The 19,862-nt window shown below is 68.0% G+C and carries 20 protein-coding genes; 11 read left to right on the top strand and 9 right to left on the bottom strand.

All coding sequences use genetic code 11. From position 1 onward, the window contains the following. Nucleotides 1-85: 85 nt before the first annotated feature. The 3 genes from EV675_RS25630 to EV675_RS25620 all read left to right on the top strand — a co-directional run bounded on the left by EV675_RS25630 (nucleotide 86) and on the right by EV675_RS25620 (nucleotide 3,800). Entirely contained in the window at nucleotides 86-352 is a 267-nt protein-coding gene (locus EV675_RS25630) for a type B 50S ribosomal protein L31 (RefSeq protein WP_124690467.1), read from the top strand. A 218-nt stretch (nucleotides 353-570) separates the two neighbouring features. Then, the gene (locus EV675_RS25625) at nucleotides 571-2,373 is read left to right on the top strand and encodes an ArnT family glycosyltransferase (RefSeq protein ID WP_130361275.1); all 1,803 of its coding nucleotides are present in this window, start codon (nucleotides 571-573) and stop codon (nucleotides 2,371-2,373) included. After that, nucleotides 2,370-3,800 (top strand): MATE family efflux transporter, encoded by a 1,431-nt coding sequence (locus tag EV675_RS25620; protein WP_130361273.1) that lies wholly within the window; start codon nucleotides 2,370-2,372, stop codon nucleotides 3,798-3,800. The genes EV675_RS25625 and EV675_RS25620 overlap by 4 nt, the downstream gene beginning before the upstream one ends. On the opposite strand, the gene orn is transcribed toward EV675_RS25620, so the two are convergent. After that, entirely contained in the window at nucleotides 3,797-4,342 is a 546-nt protein-coding gene (orn, locus tag EV675_RS25615; RefSeq protein WP_130361271.1) for an oligoribonuclease, read from the bottom strand. The two genes, EV675_RS25620 and orn, sit on opposite strands and share 4 nt — an antisense overlap. A 187-nt stretch (nucleotides 4,343-4,529) precedes the next feature. Between orn and EV675_RS25610 the strand changes: the two genes are divergently transcribed. The 4 genes from EV675_RS25610 (at nucleotide 4,530) to EV675_RS25595 (ending at nucleotide 7,963) form a co-directional block, all read left to right on the top strand. Next, the gene (locus tag EV675_RS25610) at nucleotides 4,530-5,792 is read left to right on the top strand and encodes a M48 family metallopeptidase (protein WP_130361940.1); all 1,263 of its coding nucleotides are present in this window, start codon (nucleotides 4,530-4,532) and stop codon (nucleotides 5,790-5,792) included. Beyond that, nucleotides 5,789-6,133: a 4a-hydroxytetrahydrobiopterin dehydratase gene (locus tag EV675_RS25605; RefSeq protein ID WP_130361269.1), complete on the top strand. Its 345-nt coding sequence runs from the start codon at nucleotides 5,789-5,791 to the stop codon at nucleotides 6,131-6,133. The genes EV675_RS25610 and EV675_RS25605 overlap by 4 nt, the downstream gene beginning before the upstream one ends. After that, nucleotides 6,130-7,059, top strand: coding sequence for a ribosome small subunit-dependent GTPase A (gene rsgA / locus EV675_RS25600; RefSeq protein ID WP_130361267.1), 930 nt, complete (start codon nucleotides 6,130-6,132; stop codon nucleotides 7,057-7,059). The genes EV675_RS25605 and rsgA overlap by 4 nt, the downstream gene beginning before the upstream one ends. A gap of 109 nt (nucleotides 7,060-7,168) precedes the next feature. Then, the gene (locus EV675_RS25595; protein ID WP_165404774.1) at nucleotides 7,169-7,963 is read left to right on the top strand and encodes an EAL domain-containing protein; all 795 of its coding nucleotides are present in this window, start codon (nucleotides 7,169-7,171) and stop codon (nucleotides 7,961-7,963) included. A gap of 4 nt (nucleotides 7,964-7,967) precedes the next feature. On the opposite strand, the gene EV675_RS25590 is transcribed toward EV675_RS25595, so the two are convergent. From EV675_RS25590 to EV675_RS25560, 8 genes are all read right to left on the bottom strand, one after another. After that, nucleotides 7,968-8,528, bottom strand: coding sequence for a ferritin-like domain-containing protein (locus EV675_RS25590; protein ID WP_130361263.1), 561 nt, complete (start codon nucleotides 8,526-8,528; stop codon nucleotides 7,968-7,970). Nucleotides 8,529-8,596: 68 nt separating this feature from the next. Continuing rightward, nucleotides 8,597-10,672 (bottom strand): TonB-dependent receptor domain-containing protein, encoded by a 2,076-nt coding sequence (locus EV675_RS25585; RefSeq protein WP_130361261.1) that lies wholly within the window; start codon nucleotides 10,670-10,672, stop codon nucleotides 8,597-8,599. Between the two features lie 155 nt (nucleotides 10,673-10,827). Continuing rightward, the gene (locus tag EV675_RS29790) at nucleotides 10,828-10,992 is read right to left on the bottom strand and encodes a hypothetical protein (RefSeq protein WP_165404773.1); all 165 of its coding nucleotides are present in this window, start codon (nucleotides 10,990-10,992) and stop codon (nucleotides 10,828-10,830) included. A gap of 16 nt (nucleotides 10,993-11,008) precedes the next feature. Next, nucleotides 11,009-12,166, bottom strand: a complete 1,158-nt coding sequence (locus EV675_RS25580; RefSeq protein ID WP_130361259.1) for a YeeE/YedE thiosulfate transporter family protein — start codon at nucleotides 12,164-12,166, stop codon at nucleotides 11,009-11,011. Nucleotides 12,167-12,187: 21 nt separating this feature from the next. After that, nucleotides 12,188-13,138, bottom strand: coding sequence for a sulfurtransferase (locus EV675_RS25575; RefSeq protein WP_130361257.1), 951 nt, complete (start codon nucleotides 13,136-13,138; stop codon nucleotides 12,188-12,190). Nucleotides 13,139-13,345: 207 nt separating this feature from the next. After that, the gene (locus EV675_RS25570; protein ID WP_130361255.1) at nucleotides 13,346-14,125 is read right to left on the bottom strand and encodes a 2-keto-4-pentenoate hydratase; all 780 of its coding nucleotides are present in this window, start codon (nucleotides 14,123-14,125) and stop codon (nucleotides 13,346-13,348) included. Continuing rightward, on the bottom strand, nucleotides 14,122-14,943 hold the full coding sequence (locus tag EV675_RS25565) for a 2-keto-4-pentenoate hydratase (protein ID WP_124690479.1): 822 nt from the start codon (nucleotides 14,941-14,943) through the stop codon (nucleotides 14,122-14,124). Before EV675_RS25565 ends, EV675_RS25570 begins: the two co-directional genes overlap by 4 nt. A gap of 103 nt (nucleotides 14,944-15,046) precedes the next feature. Further along, nucleotides 15,047-15,553: a MarR family winged helix-turn-helix transcriptional regulator gene (locus tag EV675_RS25560; protein ID WP_130361253.1), complete on the bottom strand. Its 507-nt coding sequence runs from the start codon at nucleotides 15,551-15,553 to the stop codon at nucleotides 15,047-15,049. Between the two features lie 189 nt (nucleotides 15,554-15,742). On the opposite strand from EV675_RS25560, the gene EV675_RS25555 reads away from it, so the two are divergent. The 4 genes from EV675_RS25555 (at nucleotide 15,743) to EV675_RS25540 (ending at nucleotide 19,836) form a co-directional block, all read left to right on the top strand. Then, nucleotides 15,743-17,200 (top strand): 2-hydroxymuconic semialdehyde dehydrogenase, encoded by a 1,458-nt coding sequence (locus EV675_RS25555; protein ID WP_124690481.1) that lies wholly within the window; start codon nucleotides 15,743-15,745, stop codon nucleotides 17,198-17,200. A 49-nt stretch (nucleotides 17,201-17,249) separates the two neighbouring features. Then, complete coding sequence (locus tag EV675_RS25550) at nucleotides 17,250-18,218, top strand: LysR substrate-binding domain-containing protein (RefSeq protein WP_130361251.1); 969 nt, start codon at nucleotides 17,250-17,252, stop codon at nucleotides 18,216-18,218. 188 nt (nucleotides 18,219-18,406) lie between these two features. Continuing rightward, complete coding sequence (locus EV675_RS25545) at nucleotides 18,407-18,943, top strand: 3-hydroxyanthranilate 3,4-dioxygenase (RefSeq protein ID WP_130361248.1); 537 nt, start codon at nucleotides 18,407-18,409, stop codon at nucleotides 18,941-18,943. Then, nucleotides 18,940-19,836: an MBL fold metallo-hydrolase gene (locus tag EV675_RS25540; RefSeq protein WP_130361246.1), complete on the top strand. Its 897-nt coding sequence runs from the start codon at nucleotides 18,940-18,942 to the stop codon at nucleotides 19,834-19,836. Before EV675_RS25545 ends, EV675_RS25540 begins: the two co-directional genes overlap by 4 nt. Nucleotides 19,837-19,862: the final 26 nt, after the last annotated feature.

The raw sequence follows: 19,862 nt of genomic DNA, 5'->3' as shown, positions 1-19,862 counted from the left end.
TCACGGAAGCCGCCCCTAAGGAAAAACCGCCCCAAGGCGCAAACCTTCGTCCCGGCTGGCGACCCGCATACTCCCAAGGAAGACCATGAAAGAAGGCATCCACCCCGAATACCGCGACGTCGTGTTCCAGGATCTGCAGACCGGCAACAAGTTCGTTACCCGCTCGACCCTGAACTCGCGTGAAACCATCGAACTCGATGGCAAGACCTACCCGCTGTTCAAGTGCGACGTGACCTCGGAATCGCATCCGTTCTACACCGGCGCGCAAACCCGCATCGTCGAAACCGGCCGCGTCGAGAAGTTCCGCGCCCGTTTCGCCCGCACCACCGGCGCCGGCAAGACGTCCGCCTGATCGCACCGTCCCGCGCCACGAAAAAGGCAGCCTGCGGGCTGCCTTTTTTCTGTGGTCGACCTTTCCCGCGCGCCCGGCCGGGGCTCGCAACGCGGAAATCCGCCCCTTCGCTGCAATTGCTTGCAATCCGGCCTCGCATTCCGCCTTTTTTTGCGTGTCGCGGCCTGCCGGGACACTAGAATCCGTCTTGTCGCCTGTTAGGTAATCCCAGCGGTTCGATGCCCCACCGATTCCCGTCGCCCTTCCATACGTCCATCCTGCCGCCCACCCCCGCGCGGCTGACCGCGCTCGCGGCCACGAAGCTCCCGCGCTGGGGCCTGCTGGCCCTGTGCCTGCTGTACATCGTGACCGGCCTGGTCATGCGCGAGCCCTGGAAAAGCGAGGACGTCATCGGCCTGGCGCAGATGTGGTCCGCCTACGACGGCGGCTGGGCGCAATGGCTGGCGCCCGAGGCGGCCGGCGTGGCGGTGTCGCAGGAAGGACCGCTGGCGACCTGGGTGGGCGCGCTGTGCATGGCCATTTTTTCGCCGCTGCTGGGCCATATCCTGGCCGGGCGCATCCCCAACCTGATCTGGTTCGGCATCGCCAGCACCAGTCTCTGGTACGGCGCCTACCTGCTGGGCCGACGGGCCGAGGCGCAGCCGCTGGCGCTGCCTTTCGGCGGCCAGCCGGAACCGCGCGACTACGGCCGCATGCTGGCCGACGCCGCACTGCTTCTGTTCCTGGCCACCCTGGGCATCCTGTGGCGGTCCCACGAAACGTCCGCCGAACCGGCCGCCCTGGCCTTCCACGCGCTTGCCTTCTATTCGCTCGCCCGCATGCTCGACCACCCGCGCTCCGGCGCGCTGACGCTGGGGCTGGCGCTGGGCGGCGCATTCCTGGCGCGCGGTTTCCCCGCCGTCATGCCGCAACTGCTGGCCGTCGCCGTCCTGGCCGGCACCTGCCCGGCGCTGCGGCCGGCGGCGCGCTGGATCGCCCTGTTCAGCCTGCCGCTCGGCCTGGCGCTGTCGCTGGCCTGGTGGGTCGCCACGGCCCAGCTCCACCCCTACTGGATGAGCGGCTGGTGGCACTGGAACGCCAGCGTGTTCGGCATGCTGACGCCGCGCGGGCTGTCCGACGTGTTGCGCAACATGCCCTGGTTCCTGTGGCCCACCGGGCCGCTGGCGCTGCTGGCGCTGTGGCGGTGGCGCGGCTATCTGCGCTCGCCCCACGTGCAGATCCCGGTGGCCCTGATGCTGGCGGGCCTGGCCATGCTGTTCGCCACCCGCGAGCCGGTCGACGCGGAATACCTGGCGCTGGTCATCCCCTGCGCGATGCTGGCCGCGCTTGCGCTGCCCACGCTGCGGCGGGGCCTGATCAATGCCCTGGACTGGTTCGCCGTCATGGTGTTCTCGGCAACGGCCTGCGTGGTCTGGATGGGATGGATCGCCATCATGACCGGCGTGCCGCCCAAGATCGCCCGCAACATCGCGCGCCAGACCCCGGGTTTCGATGCCGATTTCTCGCTGTTCGCCTTCACCGCCGCGGTCGCCGCCAGCGTGGCCTGGATCGCGCTGATCATCTGGCGCTTCCGCTCGCGCCCCACCGGACTGTGGCGCGGAACGGTATTGTCGGCGGGCGGCGTGGTCGCGTGCTGGCTGCTGATCATGACGCTGTGGCTGCCCTCGATCAACTACAACAAGAGCTACCGCGAAGTCTCGAACGGCATGGCCCACGCGCTGGCCGCCGAGCAGGCGCGCACCGGCAGGCAGGAATGCGTGCGCAGTTCCGGCCTGGGGCTGTCGCAGCGCGCCTCGTTCGCGGTGTTCGACAACCTGCGCTTCGAGCTGTCCGGAGATTGCCCGCTGGTCCTGTTGCAAGGCAGCGCCAGCGTGCTGCGGAACGCGCTCCAGCGCGGCGAATACGCCGGCAGCCGCGTGCTGTGGGAAGGCACCCGCGCGGCGGAATTCCGCCGCGCCCCGCAGTTCCGGGAATACTTCATCCTGTTGCGTCCGGTCCCGGCCGGACGCCCCGTTTCGTGACCGACACCGGGCTCGCGCCGCCTTCCAGCTGGGGCGCGACCCTGCGCCGCATCCTCCAGCAGGGCTGGCCGGTCCTGGTCGGCCAGTGGGCCAGCATGGCTTTCGGCGTGCTCGACACCGCGATGACCGGCCATGCGTCGCCCGTGGCGCTGGCCGCCATGGCGCTGGCTGTGTCCATCTACGTCACCGTGTTCATCGGCCTGACCGGCGTGCTGCACGCGCTGATCCCCATCGCCGCCCAGCACTTCGGCGGCCGCCGGCTGGCCGAGATCGGCCGCGCCTGGGGCCAGGCGGTCTGGCTGTCGCTGGGCCTGTCGGTGGTGGGCGGATTGGCGATGCTGTTTCCGGACACCTGGCTGGCGATGTCCGGCAACGTCGACCCGGCCGTGCGGGACCAGGTGCGCGGCTATCTGGCCATGCTGATCGTCGCCCTGCCCGCCGCGCTGGTCTTCCGCACTGTGTACGCCCTGAACACCGCGGTGTCGCGGCCCAAGGTCGTGATGATGATCAACATCGCGGGCATAGGCTTCAAGGCGCTGTTCAACTGGCTCTTCATCTACGGCAAGTTCGGCCTGCCCGCGCTGGGCGCCGTGGGCGCGGGGCTGTCCACCGCGCTGGTGTTCTGGATCAGCGTGGGCCTGAGCGTCCTCGTCCTGCGACGCGACCCGTTCTACCGGCAATTCGGCCTGCGCATCGGCCGCCCCGACCGCAAGACGCTGGGGGAACTGCTGCGGCTGGGCCTTCCGATGGGCGGCTCCTACCTGATCGAGGTCACGTCGTTCACCTTCATGGCGCTGCTGGTGGCGCGCGAGGGCATCTACGCCACCGGCGGGCACCAGATCATGGCCAACCTGGTCGCGCTGTGCTTCATGATGCCGCTGGCGCTGGGAGTCTCGACCGGCGCACTCACGGCCCAGGCCATCGGCTCGGGAGACCCGCTGCGCGCGCGCCGCACGGGCTCGGCCGGACTGATGGTCGGCACCGCCGGCGCGCTGCTGACGATCGCGGTCGTGATCCTGGCGCGCGGCCCCATCGTCCAGGCCTACACCAGCGATGCCGAGGTCGGCGTCGTGGCGCTGGGCCTGCTGGGCATGCTGGCCTTCTTCCATCTGTTCGATTCATTGCAGTGCATGACCAGCTACCTGCTGCGCGCCTACAAGATGGCGGTCGGGCCCATGCTGATCCAGGCCGGCGCGCTGTGGGGCATCGGCCTGCTGGGAGGATGGTGGCTGGCATTCGGCCCGGGTGCCGGCGCGCTGGGCGGGCTGGTCGCTGTGCTGATGCCCGGCGCGCCCACGGGCGCCGGGACCATGTGGCTGATGGCGACCTTCAGCATGGCGGTCTCGTCGCTCATGCTGCAGTACGTCTACTGGCGGGTGGCCGCCCGGCGGCAGGCCGGCCCCGCGCTGGCGCAGTCCCGGACCTAGACGCGCAGGAAGTGCTCGCGGTAGTACTTGAGCTCGTCGATGGACTCGTAGATGTCGGCCAGCGCCTCGTGCCGGCTTTTCTTCTCGAAGCCCTTGTAGATCTCGGGCTTCCAGCGGCGGCAGAGTTCTTTCAGCGTACTGACGTCCAGGTTGCGGTAGTGGAAGAAGGCCTCGAGCCGGGGCATGTAGCGGACCATGAAACGGCGGTCCTGGCCGATGGTGTTGCCGCACAGGGGCGACTTGCCGGCCGGCACGTACTGGCCCAGGAACGCCAGCAGGGTGTCCTCGGCCTGGGCTTCGGTCAGCGAGGAAGCCTTCACTTTGTCGATCAGCCCGCTGCGGCCGTGGGTGGCCTTGTTCCAGTTGTCCATGCCGTCGAGCAGTTCGTCGGACTGGTGCACGACCAGGACCGGCCCTTCGGCCACCACTTCGAGCTGGGCGTCGGTCACGACCACCGCGACTTCGATGATCCTTTCCTTTTCCGGATCCAGGCCCGTCATTTCCATGTCGAGCCAAACCAGGTGATTTTCGTTCAACGCCATATAATCGGTGCTCCGGAACTATGCATGATCGCGCGCGCGGCGCCATGAGGGCGGCGCGGGCACAAATGGCAATTTTCTCACAGGCTGGCGCCTGCGCTTTCCGGACCCGTGTCGGGATCCGTCGGGGCTTGCGCGTATGCCCCCCTGACTACGAGCCGTCATCGTGTTTACCCTGCTGTTCGTCCTGATGCTGTTGGCCGGCGTCGCCACCCGGCTGTGGCTGTCCACCCGCCAGACCCGCCACGTCGCGCTACATCGCGATCGCGTCCCCGCCGAATTCGCCGACCGCATCGGGGAAGCCAGCCACCGGCGGGCGGCCGACTACACCATCGCCCGCATCCGTTTCGACATCGTCGCGCTGCTGTTCGATACGGCGGTGCTGGTCGGCCTGACGCTGCTGGGCGGGCTCCAGGCCCTGAACGAGCTGGCCGCCTCGCTGGCCTCGTCCGATTTCGTGCGCCAGTTGCTGCTGGTCGCGATGGCCGCCGCCCTGCTCTCGCTGCTGGACCTTCCCTTCACCCTGTGGCGCCAGTTCGTACTGGAAGCCAGGTTCGGGTTCAACCGGATGACCTTGCGGCTGTTCGCTGCCGATACCCTGAAGGGTCTCGCGCTGGCCGTGGTGTTCGGACTGCCGCTGCTGTCGGCCCTGCTGTGGCTCATGGCCGGCGCCGGCACCTACTGGTGGCTGTGGGGCTGGGGCCTGTGGATCGTCTTCAACCTTTCGGTCATGCTGCTGTTTCCCACCGTCATCGCGCCTCTGTTCAACAAGTTCACGCCGCTGGCCGACCAGGCGCTGGCCGAGCGCATCCAGGCGCTGGCGCGCCGCACCGGCTTCGCCCTGAACGGGCTTTTCGTCATGGACGGCTCCAAGCGGTCGGCCCACGGCAACGCCTATTTCACCGGCTTCGGCAAGAGCAAGCGCATCGTCTTTTTCGACACGCTGCTGGCCCGTCTCGCTCCCGAGGAAATCGAGGCCGTGCTGGCGCACGAGCTCGGCCACTTCAAGCACCGGCACATCCTCAAGCGCCTGGCGTTCAGCTTCGGCGTGTCGCTGGTGTTCTTCGCGCTGCTGGGCTGGCTGTCCCGGCAGGTGTGGTTCTACACCGGTCTGGGCACCGTGCCGCTGCTGGACGGACACAACGACGGCCTGGCCCTGATCCTGTTCTTCCTCGTGGCCCCGGTCTTCACCTTCGCCTTCATTCCGCTCGCGAGCTGGTACTCGCGCAAGCACGAGTTCGAGGCCGACCGCTTCGCCAGCCAGCAGACCGATCCGGCGAACCTGGTCTCGGCGCTGGTCAAGCTCTACGACGACAACGCCGCCACCCTTACCCCCGACCCCGTGCATTCGGCCTTCTACGACTCGCACCCGCCCGCCGGCATACGCATCGGCCGGCTGCGGGCCGCCGCGCCGCATGCCGTCCCACTCGACCGCCTCCAGGAAACGGCATGAATCGCGTATTGAGTATCGAACAGCTGCGCTCGGGTCGCTGCGTGCCCATGAAGAACCGGGCGCCGATGAGCTCGGCCCACATCGACGAGCAGATCCATGTCCTGCCCATCTGGGCGCGGCGCGGCGAGGTCCTGGAACGCGACTACGAATTCGCCGACTATGCCCGCGCCATCGCTTTCGTGAACGCCGTCGCCGAAGTCGCCGGCCAGGAGAACCACCACCCCGAGATGCTGGTGGGACGCGGTCGGGTACGCGTGCACTACACCACGCACGAGATAGGCGGCATTTCCATCAACGACTTCATCTGTGCGGCCAAGATCGACGCGCGCTACGAATCATGAAGCCGCCGCGGCGCGCCTCGGGTGCCGGCCTGCAGGGCCGTGTCGTGGCCGCCTTCGGGCGCCACTTCACGGTCGAATGCGATGACGGCGCGACCCGCCAATGCTACCCGCGCGGCAAGAAAGGCACGGCCGCCGTGGGCGACCGGGTCGAGGTCGCGCCCGAGGGGCCGGCCGAAGGCGCCATCCAGTCGGTGCTGCCGCGCCGCAACCTGCTCTACCGCTCGGACGAGATGCGGACCAAGCAGTTCGCCGCCAACGTCGACCAGTTGCTGATCGTCGTGGCCACCGAGCCCGACTTCTCCGACGAACTGGTGGGCCGCGCGCTGGTCGGCGCCTTCAATGCCGACATCTCCCCCATCGTCATCCTGAACAAGGTCGACCGCACGGCCGGCCTCCCCACCGCCCGCCGCAAGCTGGCGCCCATCCAGGCGCTTGGCGTGCCGGTGCTGGAACTCAGCGCCCGCGATACCGCCGCCACGCGGGCCGCGCTGGCGCCCCTGCTGGCCGGCCGGACCAGCCTGCTGCTGGGCCAGAGCGGCATGGGCAAGTCCACGCTGCTCAACGCCCTGGTCCCGGATGCCCTGGCCGCCACCCAGGAACACTCGCAGGCGCTGGGCGCGGGCAAGCACACGACCACCAGCACGCGGCTGTATCACCTGCCCGCCACGCTCGCCGCGGGGGCCGACCTGATCGACTCGCCGGGATTCCAGGCCTTCGGCCTGCAGCACCTGGACGGCGCGCAGATCGTAAAGGGCTTCCCCGAGTTCTCGCCCTACCTGGGCCATTGCCGCTTCTACAACTGCACCCACATCCACGAACCGGGATGCGCCGTGCTGCAAGCCCTGGAGGCCGGCCGGATCGCGCCCCAGCGCCATGCTCTGTACGGCCGCCTGCTGGAGGAACTGCAGCTTGGCCAACGCTATTGAGCCTTCAGAACCGGAAGGAATATCCGATCGGCAAAACAATCGTTTGGCGTTATGGTGATCGGCGGTACGCTCGGGGAAATATCCCTTGCGTCCCCTTCAGGAGCTTTCCGTGGCCTATGCGGCAATCCGGACACTGATAGAAAAACTCTCCAGCCGGCCCGACCTGCATGCGTCGCTGCGCCTGGCGCCCGACGGCACCGTACTGGGCAGGTTCTACGAATTCGAACTGGCCAGCGGCTTCCAGCCGGTGGTCAGGATCGACACGCGAACGGTGGCCGGCTACGACGCCTATGCCCGTTCGCACGCGACCGACGGCGACGTCATCAGCCCCTGGGGCCTGTTTTCGCGGGCGGCCGACGACGCCACCCTGGTGCGGCTGGACCGGCTGTGCCGCCTGGTCCATACGCTGAATTATTTCTCCAAGGCCGCCGCCGAACACCCCCTGTACTTGCGCGTCCACGGCCGGCTGCTGGCCGCCATCACGCATGACCACGGACAGGCGTTCCGCCATATGGTCGAGGCACTGGGCATTCCGCCTTCGCGCATCGTGCTGCAATTGCCGGCCGAGGCCGCGCAGGACGTGCTGCTGGCCGGCATGATCCTGGGCAACTACAAGAAGGCGGGCTTCCTGTCGGGCGTCCACGCCAACAACGTGGGCGAGGCGCAGGCGCTGCTGCACCTGCATGCGCCGGAAGTCATCAAGCTGGACCTGCGCACCGTCGACGATCCCGAGCGCGAATTGCCCCCGCTGCTGGAGACGGCGGCAGGCCTTTCATGCCAGGTGGTGTTCAAGCGCGTCGAGGACGAGGCCAGCCTGGCCCGCCTCGCGGCGCTGGGCGCGCAATACGCCCAGGGCTATCTGTTCGGCCCGCCGTCGGCCTCGCTCGCGCCCCCTGCCGCCTAAGGGGCTAGCCGCGCGCGAGCAGGTCGGACATGTCGTCCGCGTGCTCTTCCTCGACCGCCAGGATCTCTTCCAGCATGCGGCGCGTGGTCGGATCCTTGTCCCCCAGGTAGCGGACCATCGCCCGGTAGCTGTCGATGGCGATGCGCTCGGCCACCAGGTTCTCCTTGATCATGCTCTCGAGCGTGCTGCCCTCGATGTACTGGGAATGGCTGCGTTCCTGCATGCCGTCGGGCGAGAAATCCGGCTCGCCGCCCAGTTGCACGATGCGCTGGGCAATCTGGTCCGCGTGCTGTTGTTCCTGGGTGGCGTGCTCGGCGAACTCGGCCGCGACCGGATCGGCATGGATGCCGCGCGCCATGAAATAGTGGCGCTTGTAGCGCAGTACACAGACGAGTTCCGTGGCCAGGGCCTCGTTCAGCATCTTGAGCACGATGCCGCGATCGGCGCCGTAGTCCTGGGTCACCGCGCCCTCGTCCAGGTTCTTGCGCGCCCGGGCGCGGATGGCCTCCACATCGATGGAAAACTTCTCGGCACTGGGGGCCTGCGGCTTGACTGCCTGCTCCATATCGCTCTCCTTTCTCGAGTGAAACCTTCACCCAGGATAGGCCGCGCCCCCGGTCACCACTGTAACAATCAGAACGTCAGCCTCACACCCATGACGATGTTCCGGCCCATCAGCGGCGCGGCATTCTTGATGAACGACGTGTGCCGGTAGGCGAGCTTGTTCGTCAGGTTGTTGGCCCGGACGTAGATCTGGTAACGGGTCCCGCTCATGCGGCCTTCATAGGCGGCGCCAAGGTTGAGCATCGTGTAGCCGGCCGTCTCGGTCTCGAACTCGGCCACCTTGTCCTGGCGCCCCACGTACGACAGTTCGACGTCGCCGCTCCAGGCCTGCCATCGCGCGTCGAGCCGCGTGCCGACCCGGTAGGCCGGAATGCGCGGAAGATTGCCGCCGCCGTCCAGCTTCGCGCGCACGTAGTCGCCCGTCAGCGAGACGGCGAAGATGCGGTCGATCTGGTGGCGCACCTTGGCCTCCAGCCCGGTGAAGGTGGCATCGTGCTGCGTGTACTCCAGCAGTTGCAGGTTCTGGTAGACGTCCAGCGTGCGGCCATAGATGAAGTTGTCCATCTTGTTGTGGAACACCGAGACCGAGAACGTGGTGGGCCCGGCGAACTTGCGCAGCGTGAGGTCGATGTTGTTGGAGGTTTCCTTCTTCAGGTTGGCGTTGCCGATTTCGTAGGTCGAGGTGGCCAGATGCAGGCCGTTGGCATAGAGCTCCTCGGCGGTAGGCAGGCGGTGCGAGCGCGACGCCGACACCCCCAGCGAATACTGCGGCGCGAACTTCCAGACGGCGCCCGCCGACACCGAGGTGCCGCGATGCCGGGTATCGGGCGCGCCGCCCTGCACGTCGATGCGCTGCCATTCATGCCGCAGCCCGCCCTCGAAGCGCCAGTCGCCCACCGTGTATTCCTCGAGCGCGAACAGGCCGTTGTTGCGCGTCACGGTCGGCTGCACGTAGGCCTCTTCACCCAGCGCGCTGAAGTCGCGGCGCGTCGTCTGCGCGCCGATCACGCCGCGCAGCCCGCCTATGGGCGCGTGCTCCAGTTCCACCCGGCCATCGTGCGCCTTGTTCTTGAACGTGGTGGCGATCGTATCGCCCTCGATCTCGTCGTGCTGGTAGTCGGTGAAACCGGCGCGCACACGCAGCCGGGTAAAGCCGGCGAAGGGATCGCGCAGCTCGCCGCGCACGTCCCAGCGCTGGCTGCGCAGCTTCACGAAAGGCACGCCGTGGCTGTCGCCTTCTTCGCCATGATCGTGATCGTGGCCGTCCTCGTCGCCATGGTCGTGGCCGTCGTCGGGGCAGTGCAGGTGCGTGCCGTGCGCGTGGCAGCCCTCGTAGGCGTGATCATGGCCCGGCAGGCCGTAGCGGTTGCGCTGGCTGGTGTAGGCCAGTCCGATATAGCCGCGGTCGCCCACCCACGACAGGCCCACGCTGCCGGTCTCGGTATGGTTGTACGACCCGTCCACCCGGTTGCCGCCGGCCCAGCCGCGCCCCACCTTGTAGTCGTTGGCATTGCGCTTGAGCCCTTCGGCGTGGAAGACCAGGCCCTTGCCGCCGGTGGTCAGCTCGAACGCGCCCGAGGTCTCGCGCGGACCGGTCGCGCCGCGCAGTTCCACGCTGCCTTCCACGGCGTTCTCGGGCATTTCGGTGGGGATCTTGTTGTCGAGCACGTTGACCACGCCCCCCACCGCTCCGCCGCCGTACAGCAGGGCCGCCGGCCCGCGCAGCACTTCCACGCGCTGGGACAGCATGGGTTCCAGACCCACCGCATGGTCGGGGCTGATGGTGGAGGCGTCCTGGACCTCGGCGCCGTCGGACACGATCTTGACACGCGCGCCGTCCATGCCGCGGATGATCGGGCGGCTGGCACCCGCGCCGAAATGCGATGAGGTGATGCCCGGCTCCTGCTCCAGCGTCTCGCCCAGCGTGGCGGCACGCCGGGTCAACAGGTCGTCCTCGTCCAGCACGGTAACCGGCGCCGCCAGATCCTGTTCGCTGCGCGACAGGGGCGTAGCCGACACGGTGACCGCCTTCAAGGTCTGCGGCGCGGGCACCGCGGGCGTTTCCGCCTGGGCCCAGGCGGCCGCGGGCAGGCCCCAGGAAACACTCATCAATGCCAATACGAGGGGATTCAGCCTTCCCAACATCACGGTTCCTTCTTCATGGATGGCGCAAAAATGCCGCAGGCCGCCGACAAGGCAAATCCTTGCCGGCCGCGAGCGGCATTCTTGCTCAAAACCGAAGTTAGTGCAACTCTATTGCATATGCATGATGGTTGCACATAGAAACCCTGGGACGCGGATCAGAACGCCGAGCAGTGTCCTCCGCTGGGTGCCTGCCCCGAGCCTATGGCCAGGATGGCGGGCTCCTTCCGGTGGTTGACCGGGCTGGCGTGGGTCCAGTCCCAGGCGAAGAAGACGATCAGCACGGCCCAGAACAGCAGGATGGCGGAAGTACGGGTAGTCATGTCCATGTCCTCCCGGTCAAACGCCGAGGCGGCGGCGCAGGCGCACACCGATCAGCGAACCGGCGAACGCCAGCACGACCCAGATCCAGCCATGCAGGCTGCCCGTGGAAATACCGCTGACCATGGCCCCCACGTTGCAGCCGAACGCCAGCCGCGAGCTGTAGCCCAGCAGGAAGCCCGCGACCAGCACGGCCGCCCACTGGCGGCCCGTCAGCGGCTTGCCGCTGGACGGTTTGCGCGCGGCGATCCACAGTGCGCCGGCCATGATGCCGATGTTAGTGATGGAAGTGACGTCCAGGAACACGCTCTGGTCCAGCGTGCGCAGGTTGCCCGCCTGGCCCCAGAAGGCGTTGGCGGCGGGATCGAACACGCCGGCCGCGGTCGCCACCTTGGCCGCCCACAGGCCGAAGCCGTAGACCACGCCCCAGGGCTGGCCGGCCACCACCAGGTTGGCCACCGCCAGCAGGGCCAGGCCGATGCCGGCCAGCAGCAGCTTGCGGTTCCATGGCGAGGACGGCGCGGCCCCGCCGCCCTTGCGGCTCCAGATCCAGGCCGCCAGGCCGAAAACCGCCAAGCCGGCGAAGGTCAGCGCCAACGCGCCGCCCGCGCCCCAGTCGCGCACCAGGCTGACCGGCGCGACGGCACCCAGCGACAGCCAGCCGTGCAGGTGCACGGATCCCAGGAAGCTGCCCAGCGCGAACAGCGGCAGCACGCCCATGTTCAGCGGAATGCCCAGCCCAGCCTTGTACAGCGTGCCCGAGCCACAGCCGTCGGCGATCTGCATCGTGATGCCGAACACGAAGGCGCCGATCAGCAGGCTGACGCTGGGAGGCCCCAGGGCCGCGGCCAGGTCGCCGGGGAAGGTCGCCAGGAGCGGAATGGAAATGGCCGCCGCCACCGCCAACAGCACGATCTGGGCGAACACGCCGCTGGCGTCGCGGGCCTCGATCAGCCGGCGCCAGCCGGTGGTGAAACCGAAGCGCGCGCCGGCCAGCAGGCCGCCCATGCCGATGCCGATGACGAACAGCACCGACTGGCGCACTGTCACGAACCAGGCCAGCGCCAGCACCGCCAGCAGGATGGCGGCGGTCAGCGGCCAGCGCGCCTGGCCAAGCGCGGGAGCGGCGGAGGACGAAACGGCGGGCGCGCCCGCCTGGGAAAGCGTCGTTTGCATCAGGAAGATTCCTCCGCCGCGTTACGAGTTGCCGAACAACTTCTTGAATTTTTCCGAGATCTGGCTGGCCCGGCCCGGCGCATTGTCCATGGGCAAGGCCTGGTCGGCATTGGTCCAGTCGGCCAGGGATTCCGGATACATGCGCACGTTGGGCAGGCCCGCCAGCTCCGACAGCGCGAACCAGTCGGTGGCGGCCCAGTGGCCGGTGTTGCAGAACGCGATGTTGTCGCCGCCCGCGTCCGGGAACTCCCGGGCGGCGATGGCGCGCGCCTCGGCGGCCGAGACGATGCGCGTGCTGCCGGGGGCGAACCAGACGCTGTGCGGGACGTTCGTGGCGCCATGGATGGTGCCGGGCACCGAGGCCGTCGGCGCCTTGACCAGGCCTTCGAAGAAGTTCCTGGGCCGCGCGTCGATCAAGCGGATATCGCCGCCATTCGTGCCCGCCAGCACGTCGGCCTGGGTGGCCTTGATCGCGGTGTTCAGCCTGGGTTCGTAGCGGCTGGGCGCTGGCTGCGCCGGCGCGTCCTGGCTCAGGGGCTGCTGTGCCTGCTGCCAGGCCTGCACGCCGCCGTTCAGGATGGATAACCGGTTCAGGCCCAGGTATTTCAGCGTCCAGTACACGCGCGCAGCGGCGCCGAAATCGGTCACGTCCGCGCCCGAGGACACCACCACGGCATGGCGTTCGGGCGTCAGCCCCAGCTTGCGCACCTGCGCGGCCAGCTTCTCCAGCGGCGGCAGCGTGCCCGGACTGTTGGCCGGACCGCGCCACGAGCCATAGGGGGCGGACAAGGCGCCGGGGATGTGGCCTTGCAGGTAGTCGGCGGGCGGCCGGATGTCGATGACCGTGACCGAGGGCGACGACAACACTGCCTTCAATTCGTCGGGCGACAGGATGGGAGACGGGGCGGCCTGGGCGCCGGCCTGCGCGGCGAAGGCGATCAGCCAGGCGGAAAGAATGGCGAGGATTCTCATGATGATTGCGCGCGGTGCGCAGGGAATGGGCATCCTGAGAATTTTAAGACCTGGCCACGGGTCGGCTCAGACCAAGTCCCCATATTCATATAACACAAAGTTATATTAAATCATGGGGAATATAGCTCCTGGCCATACACCCGCGGGCGCGGGCCAGGGGCATCGGGCAGCCCCTGTCGGGGCCGCCCGGCGGCGGCGGGAACCGCCTCAGGCCGTTACGTGGAAGCCCACGCGGCCGAGATTCTGCATCTCGAGCTCGACCCAGGTACCGGCCACGAGCGCCTCGGCGGCGCTGGCGCCGCCGGCCATGACGATGGAGCCTTCGGGCAGGATCTCGCCCGCCTGCGCCACCAGGCGCGCGGCCGCGACCAGCGAACGCACGGGATGGCCCAGGATGGCGGCGGTGGTGCCGACCTGCTGGGCCTTGCCGTTGCACGACATGATCAGGCCCAGGTTGGAGAAGTCGATGCTGGGCTTGTGCCAGGCCCCCAGCACCACGCCCGACGACGAGGCGTTGTCCGCCACCACGTCTTCCAGCGAGAACTTGAAGGCCTTGTAGCGCGAGTCGATGATCTCGAGCGCGGGCGCGATGGCCTCGACGGCGTCCAGCGCCTCGATCGGCGACACGCTGCCCGACAGCGGCTTGCGCAGCAGGAAGGCGATCTCGGGCTCGACGCGCGGATGCACGCGGGTCGACAGCTTGAGCTCGCCGCCCTCGTCCACGCGCATGTCATGCGTCAGGCGGCCCCAGATCATGTCGTGCACGCCCATCTGGACCATCTTGGCGCGGCTGGTGAAGCCCATCTTCATGCCGATACGGCGATGGCCGCGGTCGACGCGGCGCTGGATCAGCATGCGCTGCACTTCATAGGCCTCGGCCAGCGTGAGCGGGCGGCGCTCGACGAATTGTTCGGCGGCGTGCGGCGTGCTGGCGGCTTCGTCCAGCTCGCGGGCCACTTCGGGTAGGGACAACAGCGGACCGCTCATGCTTGCTCCTTGGCGCCAAACACCGCGCGCACCGAACCCAGTCCGGCGATGCGCGCTTCCAGAATCTCCTCTCCCTGCACCGCGACCATGGGGCCCAGCGCACCGCTCAGCACCACGTCGCCGGCGCGCAGCGGATTGCCGCGCTCGGCCATCTTGCGCGCCAGCCACAGGGCCGCGTTCAGCGGGTGGCCCAGGCAGGCGGCGCCGGCGCCGATCGAGACCTGGTCGCCGTTGCGCTCCATGACCATGCCGCACAGGCGGGCGTCGAAGTCGCCCAGCTTGACCGGCCGGTTGCCCAGTACGAACAGGCCCGACGAGGCGTTGTCGGCGATCGTGTCGACGATGCTGATCTTCCAGTTGGCGATGCGGCTGTCGACGATCTCGATGGCCGGCACGGCATAGGCGACGGCCGAGATCAGCTCGGCCATGGTGGCCATGGGCTGGACCAGATCGCGCTCCATGACGAAGGCGATCTCGGCTTCGACCTTGGGCTGGATCAGGCTGGACAGCGGCACTTCCTCGCCGTCGCATACCGACATGTCGGCGAACAGCATGCCGTAGTCGGGCTGGTCCACGCCCAGTTGCGCCTGCACCGCCTTGGAGGTCAGGCCGATCTTGCGGCCCACCAGCCGGCGGCCCTGCTTGACCCAGTGGTCGGTGTTGGCCTGCTGCACCGCGTACGCGGCATCCAAGTCGCCAGCCGGCAACTGATCGCGGATCGGATCGATCGCGACGCGGCTTTCATGAGCACTGCGCAGGCGCTGCGCAAGCCCGGCGATCGCCTCGGCGGCGACGCCCCCTTGTCCTATCTGCCCCATGGGTAGTCCTGTTTGGAAGTTGAAGAAGAAAAGAGAAAAACACCTTTATGCCGTATACGTACGAATATACGGGAGAAACCTGTGCCTGGACAATGGCGGCCGCTCACGACCCCACCCCCGCCATCAGTTTGAGGCATTTGACGAACAGCGCCCGGTACTCGGGCGGAAGGGCCGCGATGATGGCGTCCTCGACGTCCTTGTCGCGGGGCAGCACGCGCTCGAGCACATCCACGCCCGCCTGCGTGATGGTGACGGCATAGGCGCGCTTGTCGTCGGCCGAGCGCCGGCGCCGCAGGTATCCCTTGCGCACCAGGCGGTTGATCATGTCGGCCAGCGAATTGCGGTCCAGCGCGATGTCCTCGGCCAACTGGTTCTGCGTGGCGCCGGGATGCTTGCAGACGGTGATCAGCAGCGCCTTCTGGCGCGGCGTCAGGTCCTCGTCGTGGAAGGTCTGCATGAACAGCGCCTCGGCCCGGAAATGCGCGCGCCGCAACAGGTGCGACACGACGTCCGTCAGTTCGAACGCCCGCACGGCGTCCGTGCAGGGCACGGTTTCCGGTTCGGGAGACGGCGCGGCGGGCGGGCGCCGCAGGGCGGTAGGTCGATTCATGATGACGGGCCGGAGCGGACCTGAGATCTTAACTGATGTGGCGCGCCCGGCAGCCGGGCCCCCTGGCGATTCTTCGAACCGGTTATGGCTGGCGCCGAAGTTGTTATGCCCCGGGGGGATGGACCGATCGCGCTGGTTTCCACTATATTATGACGTATACGTACTATAACCTCAACGGAACCCAGCACCATGTCGGTCAAAACCCTGCGCAACTTCATCGGCGGCCGCTTCGAAGACGGCATCCGCACCTTCGACAAACTCAACCCCGCCAACGGGGAACTGGTGGCGCGCGTGCACGAAGCCAGCCGCGACCAGGTGAACGCCGCGGTGGCGGCGGCGCGCCAGGCCCTGCCGGCCTGGGCGGCGCTGCCGGTCAACCAGCGCACCGACTACCTGTACGCGCTGGCCGACGGCATCGAACGCCGCTTCGACGACTTCCTGGCGGCCGAGATCGGCGACACCGGCAAGCCCGTGGGCTGGGCCGGCCAGATCGACATCCCGCGCGGCGCGGCCAACTTCCGCGCCTTCGCCGAGATCGCCCGCACGCTGGACATGGAAAGCTTCATGACCGACACCCCGGACGGGCGGCAGGCGCTGAACTATGCCTACCGCAAGCCGCTGGGCGTGGTGGGCGTCATCTCGCCGTGGAACCTGCCGCTGCTGCTGTTCACCTGGAAGGTCGCGCCCGCGCTGGCCTTCGGCAACACCGTGGTGGCCAAGCCTTCCGAGGTCACGCCCTCGACCGCCACCCTGCTGGCCGAAGTGGCGGCCGAGGTCGGCCTGCCCGCCGGCGTGTTCAACGTGGTCCATGGTTTCGGCCCCAACTCGGCCGGTGAATTCATCACCACCCACCCGGACATCGACGGCATCACCTTCACCGGCGAATCGGCCACCGGCAGCACCATCATGAAAGCGGTCGCGCCGGGCGTGAAGCCGGTGTCGTTCGAACTGGGCGGCAAGAACGCCGCGCTGGTGTTCGAGGATGCCGACTTCGACGCGGCCGTGGCCGGCGTGGCCCGCTCGGTCTTCGCCAACTGCGGCCAGGTCTGCCTGTGCACCGAGCGCGTCTACGTGCAGCGGCCGATCTACGACCGCTTCGTCGCCGCCCTGAAGCTGGAAGCCGAGAAGCTGGTGCTGGGCCGTCCCATGGATACCGCCACCACCATGGGTCCGCTGGTGTCGCACGAACACCGCGAGAAGGTGCTGTCCTACCTGCGCCTGGCGGTCGAGGAAGGGGCCACCGTGGTCACCGGCGGCGGCGTGCCGACCTTCGGCGACGAGCGCGACCAGGGCGCCTACATCCAGCCGACCATCTGGACCGGCCTGCCCGAGACCGCCCGCTGCATCAAGGAAGAAGTGTTCGGCCCGGTCTGCCACATCGCTCCCTTCGACACCGAAGAAGAAGCCATCCGGCTGGCCAACGACACCCACTACGGGCTGGCGGCGGCCGTCTGGACCACCAACCTGACCCGCGGCCATCGCGTGGCCCAGGCCATGCAGGTGGGCCTGGCATGGGTGAACTGCTGGTTCCTGCGCGACCTGCGCACGCCCTTCGGCGGCAGCGGCCTGTCGGGCATCGGACGCGAAGGCGGCCGGCACTCGCTGCATTTCTATACCGAGCCGACCAACGTCTGCGTGAAACTGTAAGCGAGTGGGAATGGGCGATAATCGCGGGGGAATGTCCCCTGCGGCCGCCATGTCCAATTTCCGTCTGACTCCCAATGCGCTGGGGCACAAGCTCAAGCTGCATCAATTGCAGATCTTCGAGCGGGTGCTCGAGCGCCGGTCGCTGTCGCGCGCCGCCAATGAACTGAACCTGACGCAGCCCAGCGTCACCAAGGCCATCTACGAACTGGAGAAGTTCGTGGGCGCGCCGCTGTTCGAGCGGTCCAACCGCGGCGTGGCCCCGACCGAACTGGCGCACCTGCTGGGCCGGCGGGTCAAGACGCTGATGGCCGAACTGCGCTACATGACCGACGAGCTCAACGCCGCGCTGACGGGGGAAAGCGGACACGTCATCGTCGGCACCCTGATCGCCGCGTCGGCCAAGTTGCTGCCCGAGGCGATCTCCATGCTGATGCAGGAGCACCCGGGCATCCGCGTCACCGTCTCCGAAGGCCCCTCGTCGCAGCTCTTCCCCGCCCTGGCCACGGGCGACCTCGACATCGTCGTGGGGCGCCTGCCCGAGCGCGACATCGCGCTGGGCTATGCCTATCCGCTCACCCACCACACGCTGTACGAGGAAAAGCTGCACGCCGTCGTCGGCGCCCACCATCCGCTGGCGCGCGCGGAGAACCTGGAGCTGGGCCAGTTGATGGAACTGCCCTGGATCCTGCCGTCCGCCGAATCGCCGCTGCGCTCCGCGGTGGAGCAGACCTTCCACCGCACCGGGCTGGGCATCCCGCCCCGCCACATCGAATCGCTGTCGCTGCTGACCAACCTTGGCATCCTGCTGCGCGGCGAGGCCATCGCCCTGATGCCGCAGGACGCCGCCGCGCAGTTCCTGGACCACGGACTGCTCAAGCTCCTGCCGCTGGCCGAATTCGGCCTGTTCGGGCGCGTGGGCTACTCGGTGCGGGCGAACCGGCAGCTCACGCCCGCCAGCCAGCACCTGATCGAATACCTGCACCGCATCTGCGACACCCGGCGCGCCGCCGCCTCCTGACGCTCCCCTGGGAAGGCTGGGCCCGGATGCGCCATAACCAATGCGCATACCCCGGGCGCCAACTTCTATTTCTCGCCGGGCGCCCGGCTCACATAGACTGCAATTGGCCTACGATAGGCCACGATCGCCTTCTCCCGGCGCGGGAGCCCGCCTCGCGGGCGCAGACCTACCGACCCAACGAGAACACCATGTACAAATACGGTCTTCCGCTCAACTTCCAGAAATGGATCGACGACAATGCCCACCTGCTCAAGCCGCCGGTCGGCAACCAGCAGATCTGGCAGGACTCCGACTTCATCGTCACCGTGGTCGGCGGCCCCAACCACCGCACCGACTACCATGACGATCCGCTGGAGGAATTTTTCTACCAGATCCGCGGCAACGCCTACCTGAAGCTCTGGGTGGAAGGCAAGGAAGAGCGCGTGGACCTGAAGGAAGGCGACATCTTCCTGCTGCCTCCGCACCTGCGCCACTCTCCCCAGCGTCCCGAGACCGGCAGTGCCTGTCTGGTCATCGAACGCCAGCGCCCCGAGGGACTGCTGGACGGCTTCGAGTGGTACTGCCTGCATTGCGGGCACCTGGTACATCGCGTCGAAGTCCAGCTCAAGAGCATCGTGACCGACCTGCCGCCGCTGTTCGAAGCCTTCTACGCCAGCGAAGACAAGCGCCGCTGCCCCTCCTGCGGCACGGTGCATCCCGGCAAGCACGTCCCGGGCACCGCATGACGGCACGGCTCGACTTCGGCGGGGTCGAACTCACCCGCATCGTCGAGGCCGAGGGCCCCTTGCTGCGGCCCGCCGAGATCTTCCCGGACTCGACCCCCGAGGCCATCCAGGCCAATCTGGACTGGCTGGCCCCGCGGTTCTACGACCCGGTGTCCGACCGGCTGGTCATCTCCATCCAATCCTTTCTGCTGAAAAGCCACGGCCGCCTGATCCTGGTGGACACCTGCGTGGGCGACTGCAAGGCGCGGGTGCGCGCCGACTTCGACCAGCAGCACTGGGGCTGGCTGGATCGCCTGGAGGCGACCGGCGTGCGCCCCGAGGACATCGACGTGGTCGTGTCCACCCATCTGCACGTCGACCACGTGGGCTGGCACACGCGGCGGGTGGACGGGGCCTGGGTGCCCACCTTCCCCAACGCGCGCTATCTCTTCACCCACGAGGAATGGGCCTACTGGAAGGAACACGAGGGCCATCCCGGCCTCGTGCGCACCGGCGACTACGTGGGCGACTCGGTCCTGCCCGTGTTCGAGGCCGGCCTGGCCGACCTGGTCGACATGGACCACCGGATCGACGAGGCCATCCGCCTGGTCCCCGCCCCCGGGCATACGCCCGGCCACGTGGCCGTCGAGATCCAGGGCGAGCGCCAGCGCGTCCTGCTGACCGGCGACGCCTTCCACCACCCGCTGCAGTGCTGCTACCCGCAGTGGAGCACGCGCTTCTGCGCCGATCCCGACCATGCCCGCCGCACCCGGCAATCGCTGCTGGAAGCCTGCGCCAACGACGGCACGCTGGTCCTGCCCGCCCACTTCCCCGCCCCCACCGCCGGCCACATCCGCCGCGCGGCGCCGGAAGACGAACACGAATTTCGTTTCGAATTCCAAGAATTACTTTAAACTTAAAACGTAAGTCCAAGGAATCG

The organism is Pigmentiphaga kullae, assembly GCF_004216695.1.
In the GTDB taxonomy this organism is placed as follows: Bacteria; Pseudomonadota; Gammaproteobacteria; order Burkholderiales; family Burkholderiaceae_B; genus Pigmentiphaga; species Pigmentiphaga kullae.
Note: the sequence above shows the minus strand (reverse complement) of the source record. Positions and strands in the feature narration are given on the sequence as shown.